11 protein-coding genes are annotated in these 16,328 nt (G+C 73.3%); 7 read left to right on the forward strand and 4 right to left on the reverse strand.

From position 1 onward, the window contains the following. Window positions 1-46: 46 nt before the first annotated feature. A complete protein-coding gene (locus tag ACWGKI_RS18220; RefSeq protein WP_380245645.1) occupies window positions 47-1,549 on the reverse strand; it encodes an MFS transporter in 1,503 nt (500 codons plus the stop codon). 422 nt (window positions 1,550-1,971) lie between these two features. Between ACWGKI_RS18220 and ACWGKI_RS18225 the strand changes: the two genes are divergently transcribed. From ACWGKI_RS18225 to ACWGKI_RS18240, 4 genes are all read left to right on the forward strand, one after another. After that, window positions 1,972-3,489, forward strand: a complete 1,518-nt coding sequence (locus ACWGKI_RS18225) for an MmgE/PrpD family protein (RefSeq protein WP_452188885.1) — start codon at window positions 1,972-1,974, stop codon at window positions 3,487-3,489. Window positions 3,490-3,500: 11 nt separating this feature from the next. Then, window positions 3,501-4,412: a methylisocitrate lyase gene (gene prpB / locus ACWGKI_RS18230; RefSeq protein WP_380244205.1), complete on the forward strand. Its 912-nt coding sequence runs from the start codon at window positions 3,501-3,503 to the stop codon at window positions 4,410-4,412. A 59-nt stretch (window positions 4,413-4,471) separates the two neighbouring features. Next, window positions 4,472-5,650, forward strand: coding sequence for a bifunctional 2-methylcitrate synthase/citrate synthase (locus ACWGKI_RS18235; RefSeq protein ID WP_452188887.1), 1,179 nt, complete (start codon window positions 4,472-4,474; stop codon window positions 5,648-5,650). 115 nt (window positions 5,651-5,765) lie between these two features. After that, window positions 5,766-6,392 carry a CYTH domain-containing protein gene (locus ACWGKI_RS18240; RefSeq protein WP_380244203.1) on the forward strand — a complete coding sequence of 209 codons (627 nt, stop codon included), beginning with the start codon at window positions 5,766-5,768 and terminating at the stop codon, window positions 6,390-6,392. 79 nt (window positions 6,393-6,471) lie between these two features. Here the strand turns inward: ACWGKI_RS18240 and ACWGKI_RS18245 are convergent, their stop codons facing one another. The 3 genes from ACWGKI_RS18245 to ACWGKI_RS18255 form a co-directional block, all read right to left on the reverse strand. Next, complete coding sequence (locus ACWGKI_RS18245) at window positions 6,472-7,320, reverse strand: M15 family metallopeptidase (RefSeq protein ID WP_380244202.1); 849 nt, start codon at window positions 7,318-7,320, stop codon at window positions 6,472-6,474. Between the two features lie 212 nt (window positions 7,321-7,532). Further along, window positions 7,533-8,597, reverse strand: a complete 1,065-nt coding sequence (locus ACWGKI_RS18250) for a hemolysin family protein (protein WP_380244201.1) — start codon at window positions 8,595-8,597, stop codon at window positions 7,533-7,535. After that, window positions 8,594-9,970 (reverse strand): hemolysin family protein, encoded by a 1,377-nt coding sequence (locus ACWGKI_RS18255; RefSeq protein WP_452188890.1) that lies wholly within the window; start codon window positions 9,968-9,970, stop codon window positions 8,594-8,596. Before ACWGKI_RS18255 ends, ACWGKI_RS18250 begins: the two co-directional genes overlap by 4 nt. Window positions 9,971-10,194: 224 nt before the next feature. Between ACWGKI_RS18255 and ACWGKI_RS18260 the strand changes: the two genes are divergently transcribed. From ACWGKI_RS18260 to ACWGKI_RS18270, 3 genes are all read left to right on the forward strand, one after another. Then, window positions 10,195-10,941, forward strand: a complete 747-nt coding sequence (locus tag ACWGKI_RS18260) for a response regulator transcription factor (protein ID WP_452188892.1) — start codon at window positions 10,195-10,197, stop codon at window positions 10,939-10,941. Further along, on the forward strand, window positions 10,941-12,080 hold the full coding sequence (locus tag ACWGKI_RS18265) for a sensor histidine kinase (RefSeq protein WP_452188894.1): 1,140 nt from the start codon (window positions 10,941-10,943) through the stop codon (window positions 12,078-12,080). The genes ACWGKI_RS18260 and ACWGKI_RS18265 overlap by 1 nt, the downstream gene beginning before the upstream one ends. Window positions 12,081-12,433: 353 nt before the next feature. After that, on the forward strand, window positions 12,434-16,267 hold the full coding sequence (locus ACWGKI_RS18270) for a multifunctional oxoglutarate decarboxylase/oxoglutarate dehydrogenase thiamine pyrophosphate-binding subunit/dihydrolipoyllysine-residue succinyltransferase subunit (RefSeq protein ID WP_452188896.1): 3,834 nt from the start codon (window positions 12,434-12,436) through the stop codon (window positions 16,265-16,267). Window positions 16,268-16,328: the final 61 nt, after the last annotated feature.

The following is a 16,328-nucleotide window of genomic DNA, read 5'->3' on the forward strand; positions in this document are numbered from 1 at the left end:
CTGCTCGTCCCGGCGCGGGACGAGCAGGAACCGCGACGTCGGGCCGTCAGCGGGCCGGGACCAGCCCCGGCAGGGCGTCGAGGTCCAGGTCCGGGTTCTTCTCCTGCGTCCGCACGAGCTGCTTCGCCTCCGCCGTGGTGTCCACGGACGGCATCGAGCCCGGCAGCGGCTTGCCGGCGCTCTCCTTGACGAAGCCGACGGCGATCGCGCCGACGACGGCGAAGCCCACGAGGTAGTACGCCGGGGCCATGCTCGACCCGGTCGCCTGGGTCAGCGCCTCCACGATGAGCGGCGTCGTGCCGCCGAAGATCGCCAGCGCGACGTTGTAGGCGAGCCCCATCGAGCGGTAGCGCACGGCCGTCGGGAACATCGCGGGCAGGGTCGCCGCCTGGACGCCGACCATGCACGCCACCGGCACCGCCATCAGGGTCAGGCCCAGCAGCGTGGACCACACGTGCCCGACCGAGAGCAGCAGGAACGCCGGCACCGCGAGCACGGCGAGCGAGCCCGCGCCGAACCACAGCAGGGGACGGCGGCCGAGACGGTCGCTGACCGGGCCGGCGACGAGGATCATCACGGCCAGCATGACCAGCACGGGCACGGTCAGCAGGGTGCCGGACGTCGCGTCGTAGCCGAGCGTGTCGGTGAGGTAGGTCGGCATGTAGCTGGTCAGCGCGTACCCGGCCGTGTTGGCCACGGCCACCAGCACCATCGCGACGGCGAGCGGGCGCCACTGCGAGCGCAGCGTGACGTCCGTGGTGGCGGCAGGAGCCTCCACCCCCTGGTCCTTGGCGGCCTCGGCCGCGACCTGCTGGGCCTGGAACGCCGGCGACTCCTCGATCTTCAGGCGGAACCACACGGCGAACGCGCCGATCGGGCCCGCGACGAGGAACGGGATGCGCCACCCGCCGTCGATCATGGCCTGCTCACCGAGCGTCACCTGCAGGACCGTCACGACGACGGCGCCGAACGCGAAGCCGAGGTAGCTGCCGAAGTCGAGGAACGACGCCGCCCAGCCGCGACGGCGGTCGGGGGCGTGCTCGGCGACGAACGTCGTGACGCCGGCGTACTCGCCACCGGTGGAGAAGCCCTGCACCAGCTTCAGGAGCACGAGCAGCAGGGGCGCGGCGACACCGAGCACGCCGTAGGTCGGCAGCAGCCCGATGAGGAAGGTGGAGCTGGCCATCATCACCAGCGTGAAGGCGAGCACCTTCTGCCGGCCGACCCGGTCGCCGATGCGACCGCAGACGATGCCGCCCAGCGGGCGAGCGACGTAGGTGGCGGCGAACACGCCGAGGGAGAAGAGGATCTGCACGCCGGACGACGCCTGCGGCAGGAACACGGCACCCATCGTGACGGCGAGGTAGCCGTAGACGCCGACGTCGTACCACTCCATGAGGTTCCCGACGGCGGTGCCGCCGATGGTCTTCTTCAGCATGGAGTTGTCGACGACGGTGACGTCGGAGACGCGGAGCCTGCGCCGCGCGGCCGCCGTGGCGGCGTCGGCGGGGGTCGTGCCGGTGGGTTCCTGGGGGACTACGGCGGTCATGTTTCCTTCCGTGGCCGGCGCGGCGGCACGCGGTGTGACGCAGCGGCCCGGCCCGTGACAGGGAGCCGGCGTCCGCCACGAGGGCGGACGCCGAGCCCGAACATGGGCGGCCACGTTACCGACTCTTGACCCAGAATCAAGTTGGCCGGGGCATCCATGGTGGTCCGGGTCGCTCTGGCCGACGCTCTCACCTGCGACGACACCGTTTCTTGACACGTCGTTCGTGAAGCCCACCACAGGGCCTCCCCCGAGCGTGCCGCCGCCGGGGCACCGCCCGTGCGCGCCTGCCCTCGTTGGACCGCGCGCCCGCCGGGCGTTACGTTCTCCGAGCAGCCCGGAGCACCGGGCGGTGACGACGCCGGCACCCGCTGCCTGCCCGAGATGACTGCCGGCGACGCGTGCCGGCCGGAGGACTCCCCCGCATGATCGACCACGAGGTCCGCGTCTACCGTTCCGACGAGCTCCTGCCGCGGGAGGAGCAGCTCGCCTGGAAGATCGCCGAGGTCGCCGCCGAGCAGCTCGAGCCGACGCCCGAGGTCACGGACATGGTGATCAACCGCGTCATCGACAACGCGGCCGTGGCGACGGCGTCCCTGGGCCGCGCGCCCATCCTCGCGGCACGCTCGCAGGCCGAGGCGCACCCGGTCTCGCGCGGCGGCGCGGGTGCCACCGTCTTCGGGTCCCCCGAGCGCACGAGCCCCGAGTGGGCGGCCTGGGCGAACGGTGTCGCCGTGCGCGAGCTGGACTACCACGACACGTTCCTGGCGGCCGAGTACTCGCACCCCGGCGACAACGTGCCGCCGATCGTCGCCGTCGCCCAGCACCTGGGCCTCGGTGGCGCCGAGCTCCTGCGGGGCGTGGTCACGGGGTACGAGGTCCAGGTGGACCTCGTCAAGGGCATCAGCCTGCACGCGCACAAGATCGACCACGTGGCCCACCTCGGGCCCTCGGCCGCGGCGGGCATCGGCACGCTGCTCGGTCTGCCCGCGGAGACGATCTACCAGGCCGTCGGCCAGGCGCTGCACACCACCACCGCCACCCGCCAGTCCCGCAAGGGCGAGATCTCCACCTGGAAGGCCCACGCCCCCGCGTTCGCGGGCAAGATGGCGGTGGAGGCCGTGGACCGCGCCATGCGCGGGCAGACGTCCCCCAGCCCCGTGTACGAGGGAGAGGACGGCGTGATCGCCTGGCTGCTCGACGGGCCGGACGCCCGTTACACCGTGCCCCTCCCCGCCGCGGGCGAGGCCCGGCGCGCCATCCTGGACACCTACACCAAGGAGCACTCCGCGGAGTACCAGGCGCAGGCGTGGATCGACCTCGCGCGCCGGCTCGGCAGCGAGCGCCCCGAGCTGCGCGACCCGGAGCGCGTGCGGTCGGTCGTGCTGCACACCAGCCACCACACCCACCACGTCATCGGCTCGGGCTCCGGCGACCCCCAGAAGTACGACCCGGCCGCCAGCCGCGAGACGCTCGACCACTCGATCCCGTACATCTTCACCGTCGCCCTGCAGGACGGCGCCTGGGACCACGTGGCCAGCTACGCCCCGGAGCGCGCCGGCCGGCCGGACACCGTGGCGCTGTGGCGCAAGGTGACGACGGCCGAGGACGCGGGGTGGACCCGCCGCTACCACGCCGTCGACCCTGCCGAGAAGGCGTTCGGCGGGCGCGTGGAGATCGAGCTCGCCGACGGCTCGCGCGTCGTGGAGGAGATCGCCGTCGCCGACGCGCACCCGCTCGGGGCGCGCCCGTTCGCCCGCGCGCAGTACGTGGCGAAGTTCCGGGCCCTGGCCGCGGGAGTGCTGGCCGACGAGGAGGTCGAGCGGTTCCTCGACGTCGCGCAGCGACTGCCCGAGCTCTCCCCCGCCGAGCTGTCCGGGCTCACCGTCACCCCGCTCGTCGACGTGCTGACGACCCACCCCGTCGCGCCCGGCATCTTCTGAGGAGCCCGACCGTGCTCTACTCGTCCACCACCCCCGCCGCCAAGCGAGCCGCCTTCCGCGAGCGCCTGCGCTCCGGCGACCTGCTGCAGCTGCCGGGCGCCTTCAACCCGCTCGCGGCGCGGCTGATCCAGGACAAGGGGTTCGACGGCGTGTACGTCTCGGGCGCCGTGGTAGCCGCCGACCTGGGGCTGCCGGACGTCGGCCTCACGACGCTCACCGAGGTCGCCGCCCGGGCGGGCCAGGTCGCCCGCATGACGGACCTGCCGACGCTCGTGGACGCGGACACCGGGTTCGGCGAGGCGATGAACGTCGCGCGCACGGTGCAGGCGATGGAGGACGCGGGCGTGGCCGGCCTGCACGTCGAGGACCAGGTGAACCCGAAGCGCTGCGGGCACCTGGACGGCAAGCAGGTCGTGGACGAGCCGACCGCGCTGCAGCGCGTGCGCGCCGCGGTCGCCGCGCGCCGCGACGAGAACCTGCTGGTCATGGCCCGCACGGACGTGCGGGCCGTCGCCGGCCTCCCGACGGCGATCGACCGGGCGAAGGCGCTCGTCGACGCCGGGGCGGACGCGATCTTCCCCGAGGCCATGCGCGACCTCGCGGAGTTCGAGGCGGTGGCGGACGCCGTCGACGTCCCGGTGCTGGCGAACATGACGGAGTTCGGCAAGTCCGACCTGTTCACCGCGCGCCAGCTGGCCGACGCCGGCGTGGCGCTCGTCATCTACCCGGTCTCGCTGCTGCGGCTCGCGATGGGCGCCGCCGAGCGTGGCCTGGACGCCCTGCGTGCCGAGGGCTCGCTGGCAGGACAGGTCGGGCACATGCAGACCCGCTCCCGCCTGTACGAGCTGGTGGACTACGCGGGCTACTCGACGTTCGACACGGGCGTCTTCGACTTCACCCTGGACGACAACCACCACGGCTGACGCCCGCCGGCGCGCGCGCCGGGACACCGCAGCAGCCGCATCGCAGCAAAGGAGCACCGATGACCGAGCACAGTGGGCCGACGACCGGGCAGGCCGCCGAGCCGGAGGTCCGCCGGGGGCTGGCGGGGGTGGTCGCCGACGTGACGGCCGTCTCCAAGGTGGACCCCGAGACGAACTCCCTGCTCTACCGCGGCTACCCCGTGCAGGACCTCGCGGCGACCCGGCCGTTCGAGGCGGTGGCGTGGCTGCTGTGGCACGGCGAGCTGCCGACGGACGACGAGCTGGCCGGGCTGCGCGCCACCGAGCGCGAGCACCGGCCGCTGGCCGACGACGTGCGCGCGGCGATCGACCTGCTCCCGCTCACCGCGCACCCGATGGACGAGCTGCGCACGGCGGTCAGCGTGATCGGCGCGCGCGAGGCCGCCGGCCTCACCGCGCTGGAGGCCGCGGCCGACCGTGCGGTCAACCTCGAGCGGAGCGTGCGGCTCTTCGCCGCCCTGCCCGCCGTCGTCGCCTACGGGCAGCGTCGGCGCCGCGGCCTGGAGCCCGTCGAGCCCCGGGACGACCTCGACTACGCCGCCAACTTCCTCTGGACGACGTTCGGCCAGGACCCGGACCCGGTGGTCGTCGACGCGTTCAGCCGCTCGCTGGTCCTGTACGCCGAGCACTCGTTCAACGCCTCCACGTTCACCGCCCGCGTCATCACGTCCACCCTCAGCGACCTGCACTCGGCCGTCGTGGGCGCGATCGCCGCGCTCAAGGGGCCGCTGCACGGCGGCGCCAACGAGGCCGTGATGGACACCCTCACCGAGATCGGCTCGGCCGACCGCGCCGCCGCGTGGCTGGACGACGCGCTCGCCGCGAAGCGCAAGATCATGGGCTTCGGGCACCGTGTCTACAAGCACGGCGACTCGCGCGTGCCGACGATGAAGGCCGCCCTCGACACCCTCGTGGACCACTACGACCGGCCCGACCTGGGCGCGCTCTACGACGCGCTGGAGGCCGAGTTCGTGCGCCGCAAGGGCATCTACCCGAACCTGGACTACCCCTCCGGCCCCGCCTACCACCTCATGGGCTTCGACACCCCGACGTTCACGCCGCTGTTCGTCGCGTCCCGCGTGACCGGCTGGACGGCGCACGTCCTGGAGCAGCAGGCCGCCAACGCGCTCATCCGCCCGCTGTCGGCGTACGTGGGCCCCGAGCGGCGCGAGGTGCCGCGCGCCGGGGCGGGTGACTAGGGCACGCGCGACAGGGCAGGACGACAGGGCCGGGCGACAGGGCCGGCGACAGGGCCGGGCGACGGGCGGGCGCGGGGGGACGGCCGCGCCGCCCGGGCGCACTAGGCTCGCGGGTATGACCGCCGACTACTCCGACTTCGAGTTCGAGCGCCGGTTCTTCGTCCGGGAGCTGCCCGACGCCCTGCGCGACGCGCCCGCCCTCATCGTGCAGTCCTACTTCCTGTCCGACGGCGGGTACGCGCTGCGGGTGCGCGTGCAGGCCACGGGCGTCGAGGCACGGCTCGGCCCCGACAGCGACGCGCGGGACGTGCTGGAGCTGTACCGCGCGCGCTTCGACTTCGCCGCGGTCACGGTCAAGGGCCCGTCGGCGGGCGGCACCCGGTACGAGGCCGAGCGCCAGCTCGACCCGCTCGTCGGTGTGGAGCTCGTGCGGCGCGGCGGGGCCCAGGTGATCAAGACGCGGTACGCCGCGTGGCTGGGCGCCGACGGCTGGTCGATCGACGTGTTCGGCGGCGCCAACGCGCCGCTCGTCGTCGCGGAGTGCGAACGTTCCGGACCGGTCACGGACCTGCAGATCCCCGACTTCTGCGTCACGGAGCTCACCGACGACCGCCGGTTCTCCAACGAGTCGTTGGCCGTGGACCCGTTCCGCGGCTGGTCGGCCGCCTATGCGCAGGAGCTCGCCGTGCAGGGCCCTCGCTTCCGCGACGACTTCGGCGGCAACACGACGATCACCACCTGAGCGGCGGCTCCGGGCACCGCGGCACCTTCAGTGCCAGACCTCCGTGCCAGACCTCCGTGCCAGACCTCGGTGCCAGACCTCAGTGCCAGAACGAGACTTCCTCGACGCCCGGCCGGTACTCGAAGTGCCAGGGCTCGTAGTTGCCTGAGCCCCCGCGCTGGGCCCACGGCGGGTTCTCCCAGCCGTACGCGGGCCCGTTCTCCCACAGCCAGCCGTAGACGTCGCTGCTGCGGTACTCCTGGCTGCACAGGTCGATGGCGAGGCCCCAGCCGTGCATCGACGCACCCGGGACGGCGGCGAGGTAGCCGCGGCTCGCCTTGACGGCGTACTGGTTGGACAGCGAACGGTAGCTGTCGACGAGGCACAGGTCCCGGCCGAACCGGGCACGGAAGGCGTCGTTGAGGCTGCTGAGGGCGACGGCAGCGTCGGCGCGCAGGTGCTCGCCGTCCTGCCAGAGGTCGCAGAGGGAGTGGTCGGCCAGCTGCCCGTTGGTGCCGTCGATCGGCGCGTTCGGGTCGCAGTTCGGCAGTGCGCTGCGCTCGGTGCTCCGGCTCGCGGCGGCGGCCTCGACGCGGGCGTCCCGCGGGGCGGCGGCGATGGCCTGGGACGTACGCGGTGTGTCGACGCCCTGCTCGAGGAGGGCGAGCGTCGAGGGCCCCGTGGGCTGCGTGTCGAGGTCGAACGGGGTCCCGCCGTGGCCGGCCTGGGCGTCCGTGACGAGCGGCGCGGCGATGGTCGCCGCGGCGAGCGAGCCGAGGACCGTCAGGCGCGTGATCCACGCGTGGCCGGTGGGCGCGGCGTGCCGGCCACCGTCGCCGGCGGGCGTCGTGCGCCTGCGGGGCTTCTTGCCGGCCCGGGCGAGCTCGGCCTCGCGCATCTCCCGGCGGGAGCGCGGCGCGGCTGCGTCACCCTGCGACCTCGCCTCCACGGCACCTCCGCGCTCGTGCCGGGACGGCCGCCGTGGCCGCCCGGACCCTCCGGACCCGAACACGGACCGCCGTCGCCGCGTGCCCTGCACGGGGCCGCACGAGGCGATCCGTCACGGAACCATAACGGGGTCGCGCGCCCCCGCCAAGTCCCGGTCCACGCCGCCACGGCGGGCTGCGCACGGACGTGCAGGTGGGAGCGTGTCCACCCTGATCACGGCCTGCGCTGCATCGCGTCCCGGACCTCGCCGACGAGCTCCTCGAGGATGTCCTCGAGGAACACGACCCCGAGCACGCCGTCGGGCCCCTCGACGCGTGCGAGGTGCGCCCCGGACCGTTGCATGGCGCGCAGCGCGTCCTCCACCTCGTCGGCGGGCCGCACGGACGCGAGCGCACGCACGCGCCAGGCCGGGACGGGCTGGAACCGGTCGCCGTCCGAGGCGTACAGCACGTCCTTGAGGTGCAGGTAGCCGCGCAGGGCGCCGCCCTGGCCGTCGGCGTCCTCGTCGCCCGCGGCGCCGCGCACGGGGAACCGGCTGAACCCGGTGCGCGCCACCAGGTGCTCGACGTCGTCCGGGGTGGTCTCCGGGCCGACGACGACCAGCTCGTCCAGGGCGACCATCACGTCCCCCGCGGTCCGCGAGGAGAACTCGATCGCGCCGGCCAGCAGGCCCTGCTCGTCGCGCAGCACGCCCTCCGCCTGCGAGTGCTCCACGATCGACTGCACCTCCTGCGCCGTGAACGCGGAGGCGACCTCGTCCTTCGGCTCGACGCCCGCGAGGCGCACGGCGTGGTTCGCGACCCAGTTGAGCGCGGAGATCACCGGGCGCACCGCCCGGCCCAGCAGCACCAGCGGCGGCGCGAACCAGAGCGCGGCCGTCTCCGGGCCGGCGACGGCGAGGTTCTTCGGCACCATCTCGCCGAGGACCACGTGCAGGTAGACGACGATCGCCAGCGCGAGGACCAGCGAGACCGGGTGCAGCAGCGCCTCCGGCACGCCGAGGGCCTCGAACGGCACCTCCAGCAGGTGCGCCAGGGCGGGCTCGGCGACGATGCCCAGGCCGGTCGAGCAGACCGTGACGCCGAGCTGGGCGCACGCGAGCATCAGCGACACGTGCTCCATGGCCCACAGGGCCGTGCGTGCGCGACGGTCGCCCGCCTCGGCGAGCGGCTCCATGGCGCTGCGGCGCGCGGAGATGACGGCGAACTCGGCGCCGACGAAGAAGGCGTTGCCGGCGAGCAGCAGCACGCCGACCAGCAGGGCGGTCCCGGTGCTCATCGGCCCTCACCCCGCACGTCGCCGGCGCTCCCGGAGGTCGCGTCCGGCGGTGGGTCGGCGCGCACGCGCAACCGCTCCACGCGCCGTCCGTCCATGGCCTCGACGCGCAGCCGCGCGCCGCCGGCCGAGATCTCGTCGCCCTGCGCGGGCACGCGGCCGAGCACCGCCATCACGAGCCCGCCGAGCGTCTCGTAGGCCGGCCCCTCGGGCACGACCAGGCCGGTGCGCTCCTCGAGCTCGTCGGGGCGCAGCACGCCCGGCACGACCCACGAGCCGTCGGTGCCGCGCACGACGCCGGCCCGCCGCGGGTCGTGCTCGTCCGCCACGTCGCCCACGAGCTCCTCCACGACGTCCTCCAGGGTGACGATGCCCGACGTGCCGCCGTACTCGTCCACCACGACGGCCATCTGCAGGCCGAGCCCGCGCAGCTCCACGAGGAGGGGGCCGAGCCGCACCGTCTCGGGCACGCGGGGCGCGTCGACCATGAGGGCGGCGGCGGGCACCTCGCCGCGGCGGTCGTGCGGCACGCCGACGGCGCGCCGCAGGTGCACGAGGCCCACGACGTCGTCCCGGTCCTCGCCGATGACGGGGAACCGCGAGTGGCCGGTGCGCCGCGCGAGGGCGACCACCTCGGCGGCGGTGGTGTCGCGCTCGACGACGGCCGTGCGCATGCGGTCGGTCATCACGTCGCGCGCCGACAGCTCGTCCAGCTCGAGGGAGTTGGTCAGCAGGGTCGCGACCGACTGGTCGAGCGTGCCCTCCTGGGCGGACCGGCGCACCAGCGACAGCAGCTCGGAGGACGAGCGCGCGCCGGACAGCTCCTCCCGGGGCTCGACGCCGACCCGGCGCAGCAGCGCGTTGGCGGAGCCGTTGAGCACGACGATCAGCGGCCGGAACAGCATGGTGAACACCCGCTGCACGGGGACCACGAGGCGGGCGGTCGCGTGCGGGGCGGAGAGCGCGAAGTTCTTCGGGATCAGCTCGCCGAACAGCATGGAGAACGCGTTGACGACGACGAGGGCGAGCACGCCGGCCAGCACGCCCGCGACGCCGCGTCCCAGGGCCGTGGCGGCGAACGCGTCCGAGAACAGGGAGAGCAGGGCGGGCTGGGCCGTGTAGCCCAGCAGGATCGTCGTGATGGTGATGCCCACCTGGGCGGAGCTCAGCTCCGTCGACAGGTGCTTCAGCCCGGCGCGGACGGCGCGGTCCCGTCGGTCCGACGGGCGTCCGGTCGCCGTGTCGCGGCCGGGCGGAGGACTGTCGCCCTCCTCGTCGTCGGCCCCGAGGACGGCCGGGTCGAGGGTCACGAGGGAGAACTCGCTGGCGACGAACACCGCGGTGCCCGCGGTCAGCACGACGCCCAGCACGATCATGAGCACGTCGCCTAGCACGAGCGGCCCCGGGTGGTACGACGCGCCGGCACGGAACGGTGCGGCGGCGTGGTGTCCAGGCGGATCGGCGCGGGCGGCCGCGCGCTATATCGGCTCTCGTCCATCGTGCTCCGATGCTATCCGGCGCCGGGCGGCGGGCGAGTCGGCGTCCGCGCCGGACAGCGTGTGCTCAGCGCTCCCCCAGGCTCCCGGTGCAAGATGTCCCCATGACCACCGCGACCCCTCCGAGCACCCCGGGATCCTCGGGCACGTCCGGCCAGCAGAACGCCACCGTGCTCGTCGTCGAGGACGAGCCCGCGATCGCGGCCGCCATCGCGCAGCGGCTGTCGGCCGAGGGCTGGCGCGTGGAGGTCGCCCGCGACGGCCTGGCCGGCGTGGACGCCGCCGCCCGGCTGCAGCCGGACGCCATCGTGCTCGACGTCATGCTGCCCGGCATCGACGGCCTCGAGGTCACGCGCCGGATCCAGGCGGAGCACCCGATCCCGATCCTCATGCTCACCGCGCGCGACGACGAGACCGACATGCTCGTCGGCCTCGGCGTCGGGGCGGACGACTACATGACCAAGCCGTTCTCCATGCGCGAGCTCGTGGCCCGCGTCAAGGCGCTGCTGCGCCGCGTGGAGCGCGCCCAGCAGGCGGCCGTCACGACGCCCGCCGACCCGCCCATGGTCATGGGCGACGTGACGATCGACCGGGCGCAGCGACGCGTGCACCGCGCCGGCGACGAGGTGCACCTCACGCCCACCGAGTTCGAGCTCCTGGTGATGCTCGCGAGCTCGCCCAAGACGGTCCAGACGCGCGAGCGGCTCCTCGCCGAGGTGTGGGACTGGGCCGACGCGAGCGGCACGCGGACCGTGGACTCGCACATCAAGGCGCTGCGCCGCAAGCTCGGGCCGGACCTGATCCGCACCGTGCACGGCGTCGGCTACGCCTTCGAGCCGCCGGAGTCCTGATGGACTCCGGCCCCGCCGGCCCGGACGACCCGCCCGTCCCCGCGACCCGGCGCCGGGAGCACCACCGGCTGCCCGACGTCCGGCCCCTCGACCCGCTGCGGTCGCTCAAGACCAAGCTGGGCGTGCTGGTCGTGGCGACCGTGACGTTCGCCGTCCTCATCACCTGGATCGGCCTGCAGAACGAGCTCGGCCCGACCCGCACGCTCCCCCTGGCGATCTTCCTGTCCCTGGTCATCGTGCAGCTGCTCGCGCGCGGCATGACGTCCCCGCTGCGGGACATGACGGCGGCCGTGCAGGCGATGGCCGCCGGGGACTACTCGATCCGGGTGCGCGCCACCAGCCGGGACGAGGTCGGGCAGCTCGCGGAGGCGTTCAACGTGATGGCGGCCGACCTCGACGCCTCGGACCGCGTCCGGCGCGAGCTCATCGCGAACGTGTCGCACGAGCTGCGCACGCCCGTGGCCGCGCTGCAGGCGCAGCTCGAGAACATGGTGGACGGCGTCACCGAGCCCACCCCCTCGGCGCTGGAGCTGTCCCTCGAGCAGACGGAGCGCCTCACCCGGCTCGTCACCTATCTGCTGGACCTGTCCCGGGTCGAGGCGGGAGCGTCGGCGCTGATGCTGAGCGAGTTCTCCGTAGGCGACTTCCTGGAGGAGTCGGCCCAGGCCATGTCGATGGTGGACGCCGCGAAGGGGCTCAGCTACGTCGTGGACGTCACGCCCCCCGACCTCACGCTCGAGGCCGACGTGGAGCGGCTGCGCCAGGTGGTCACGAACCTGCTGCAGAACGCGATCCGGCACTCGCCGCACGGCGGCACGGTGCGCCTGGACGGCTATCCCGTGGACGACGACGTCGTGCTCGAGGTGAGCGACGAGGGTCCGGGCATCGCGCCGGAGGACCGTGGCCGCATCTTCGAGCGGTTCGCCAGCGGCGCGGCCGCCGGCCGCCCGCACGCGGCGCCCCCGTCGGGCATGGCCAGCGGCGGCACGGGCATCGGGCTGGCGATCGTCCGATGGGCGGTCGACCTGCACGGCGGCCACGTGGAGGTCGCCGACACCGCCCGCGGTGCGACGATGCGCGTCACCCTCCCCGCGCGGGCGCGGCCCGCCCCGGGGGTCACCACCGAGGCCGACGGCTGAGCGCCGGTCCCGGACGGCCGAGGCCCGACGTCCGACTCAACGTGATGTTGCTCACACTCGTCCGTCACGTTGTGCTGCGCCTGGTCCGCCCATGACGTCGGACAACGGAGTCATCGGGTCGACCCGAGGAGTCGTTGCCCACCGCATTACCGGACGGTCACGATGGCGCGCCGCGGCCTCCGGAACGGCCGTCTGAGGCCGCTCGCCCTCCTCGGGAGCAACCGGCGAAGGGCATAGGCTGGACCATGCGCACGGCGTTCGCCGCGCGCATTTCCGGTCGAACAAGCTGCAACGGTGTGAAAGTGGGCGATCCGCGCGTGGTGTCCCCGAAGGACGGGTCAGAGTCGATCAGCGTGGCGAGCGCGTTCGGAGCCAACGAATGGCTGGTCGACGAGCTCTACGAGCAGTACCTCAAGGACAAGAACGCGGTAGACCCCGCGTGGTGGGACTTCTTCGCCGACTACGAGCCCGGCGAGTCGCGCAACGGGACGACGGCGGACGCCGCACCTGCGCAGCCCGCGGCCGCTGCGAGCCCGGCGAGCCCGGTGAGCCAGGCCCCCGCGGCGCCCGCCCCGGCGGCACCCGCAGCCGCGCCGGCAGCTCCGGCAGCCCAGGCAGCTCCGGCAGCTCCGGCACCGTCCACGCGCGGGTCCGGCACCGCCGCGGCGGAGACCGCGAAGGCCGCCACCAAGGCCGCCAAGGCTGCCCCCGTCCCCGCCGACCCCGCCGTGACTGCGGTCCGCCCGGTCGCCGAGGCGCTCCCGTCGACCGCACCGTACGCGGAGGTCGCGAAGGCCTCCCCGAAGACCGCCGACGAGGACAGCACCGACGACGTCCAGAAGCTGCGCGGCCCGGCCGCCCGCGTCGTCACGAACATGGAGGCCTCGATCGAGGTCCCGACCGCCACGTCGGTGCGTGCCGTGCCCGCCAAGCTCATGGTGGACAACCGCATCGTCATCAACAACCACCTGGCCCGCGGCCGCGGCGGCAAGATCTCGTTCACGCACCTCATCGGCTTCGCGCTCGTCGAGGCGCTGTCGGACATGCCGGTCATGAACGCGCACTACGAGAGCATCGACGGCAAGCCGCACGTCGTGCAGCCCGCGCACGTCGGCTTCGGCCTCGCGATCGACCTCGCCAAGCCCGACGGCTCGCGCCAGCTGCTGGTGCCCAGCGTCAAGAAGGCCGAGGAGCTGGACTTCGCCGGCTTCTGGGCCGCGTACGAGGACCTCGTGCGCAAGGCCCGCGGCGGCAAGCTCGGCATGGACGACTTCGCCGGCACCACCATCTCGCTGACCAACCCGGGCGGGATCGGCACCGTGCACTCGGTGCCCCGCCTCATGGCCGGCCAGGGCACCATCATCGGCGTCGGCGCCATGGACTACCCCGCGGAGTTCGCGGGCGCGTCCGAGGAGCAGCTCGCCCGCATGGCCATCTCGAAGGTCATGACGATCACGTCGACCTACGACCACCGCATCATCCAGGGCGCGCAGTCCGGCGAGTTCCTCAAGATCCTCGCGAACAAGCTGATCGGCCTCGACGGCTTCTACGACCGCGTGTTCGCGGCCCTGCGCGTGCCGTACGAGCCGGTCCGCTGGGTCCGCGACAACACGGTGGACGCCGACGTCGAGGCCGCCAAGCCGGCCCGCATCGCGGAGCTCGTGCACTCCTACCGGTCCCGCGGCCACCTCATGGCCGAGACGGACCCGCTGGCCTACCGCCAGCGCAAGCACCCGGACCTCGACATCCAGAACCACGGCATGACGCTGTGGGACCTGGACCGCTACTTCCCCACCGGCGGCTTCGGGGGCAAGACCAAGGACACGCTGCGCGACATCCTCGGCCTGCTGCGGGACTCGTACTGCCGCACCATCGGCGTCGAGTACATGCACATCGCCGACCCGGCCCAGCGCAGGTGGCTGCAGGAGCGGCTCGAGTCGGGCTACGCCCGCACCCCGCGCGAGGACCAGCTGCGCATCCTGCGCCGCCTGAACTCCGCCGAGGCGTTCGAGACGTTCCTGCAGACCAAGTTCGTCGGCCAGAAGCGGTTCTCGCTCGAGGGCGGCGAGTCCGTCATCCCGCTGCTCGACGCCATCCTGTCGAAGGCCGCCGAGGGCGGGCTCGACGAGGTCGGCATCGGCATGGCGCACCGTGGCCGTCTCAACGTGCTGGCGAACATCGCCGGCAAGAGCTACGGGCAGATCTTCAAGGAGTTCGAGGGCCAGCTCGACCCGAAGAGCGTCCAGGGCTCCGGCGACGTGAAGTACCACCTCGGCACCGAGGGGGTCTTCACCGCGGAGACCGGCGCGACCACCAAGGTCTACCTGGCGGCCAACCCCTCCCACCTCGAGGCGGTCGACCCGGTGCTCGAGGGCATCGTGCGCGCCAAGCAGGACCGCATCGACCTGGGCGGCGACGGCTTCTCCGTGCTCCCGATCCTCATCCACGGCGACGCGGCCTTCGCGGGCCAGGGTGTCGTGCCCGAGGTGCTCAACCTGGCGCAGCTGCGCGGCTACCGCACCGGCGGCACGATCCACGTGATCATCAACAACCAGGTGGGCTTCACCACCGGGCCGTCGTCGTCGCGCTCCACCACGTACGCGACGGACGTCGCCAAGGGCTACCAGATCCCCGTCTTCCACGTGAACGGCGACGACCCCGAGGCCTGCGTGCGCGTGGCCGAGCTGGCCTTCGCCTACCGCGAGCAGTTCGACCGCGACGTCATCATCGACATGGTCTGCTACCGCCGCCGCGGCCACAACGAGGGCGACGACCCCTCGATGACGCAGCCGCTGATGTACAACCTCATCGAGGCCAAGCAGTCGGTGCGCAAGCTGTACACGAAGAACCTCGTGGCACGCGGCGACATCACGGTCGAGGAGGCCGAGCAGGCGCTGCAGGACTACCAGTCGCAGCTCGAGCGGGTCTTCACGGAGACGAAGTCCGCCCGCAAGGCGAGCACGCCCGACGGCGAGGACGAGATCGCCGGCCTGGAGCGCCCCGAGTCGCAGCGCGAGGGCGCCGGCGACATGGTCGGCTGGCAGACCGCCGTGCCGCACGCCGTGCTCGAGCGCGTGGGTGCCGTCCAGGTGTCTGCCCCCGAGGGCTTCACGGTGCACCCGAAGCTGGCCCAGATGCTGGAGAAGCGCCAGCTCATGGCCAAGGAGGGCGGCATCGACTGGGGCTTCGGCGAGCTCGCCGCGTTCGGGTCGCTCCTCATGGAGGGCACCCCGGTGCGTCTGGCCGGGCAGGACTCGCGGCGCGGCACGTTCGTGCAGCGGCACGCGGTGCTGCACGACCGCAACACGGGCGCCGAGTGGACGCCCCTGCTGTACCTGTCGGGCGACCAGGCGAAGTTCTGGGTGTACGACTCCTCGCTCAGCGAGTACGCCGCCCTCGGCTTCGAGTACGGCTACTCCGTGGAGCGCCCGGACGCCCTCGTGCTCTGGGAGGCCCAGTTCGGCGACTTCGTCAACGGCGCCCAGACCGTCATCGACGAGTTCATCTCGTCGGCCGAGCAGAAGTGGGGCCAGAGCTCGTCGCTGGTCATGCTGCTGCCGCACGGCTACGAGGGCCAGGGGCCGGACCACTCCTCCGCCCGCATCGAGCGCTTCCTGCAGCTCGCGGCCGAGAACAACATGACGATCGCGCAGCCGTCCACGCCGGCGTCGTACTTCCACCTGCTGCGCCAGCAGGCGTACGCCCGCCCGCGCCGTCCGCTGGTCGTCTTCACGCCGAAGCAGCTGCTCCGGCTCAAGGCCGCGGCCTCCAGCGTGGAGGACTTCACCACCGGCACGTTCGAGCCGGTGCTGCCGGACACGACCGTGGACGCGGCGCAGGTCGACCGGGTGCTGCTGAGCACCGGTCGCGTGTACTACGACCTGCTCGCCGAGCGGAGCCGCCGCGAGGACACCCGCACCGCTCTGGTCCGCCTCGAGCAGCTCTACCCGTTCCCCGAGGAGCAGATCCGGGCGCAGCTCGCGCAGTACCCGGGCGCCGAGGTCGTGTGGGTCCAGGACGAGCCAGAGAACCAGGGCGCCTGGTCCTTCCTGCACCTGGCCTTCCCGGAGGACATGCCGCGCGTGCACGTCGCCGCCCGGCCGGCGTCGGCCTCCACGGCCGCGGGCACGGCCAAGCGGCACAAGGAGCAGCAGGAGGTCCTGCTCGCGCAGGCCTTCGACCGCTGACCGTGCCGAGGTAGCTCCGAGCTCGCCGAGGTAGCACGAGGGCGGCCGCACCAGCTGGTGC

This window comes from Isoptericola sp. NPDC055881 (assembly GCF_053615895.1).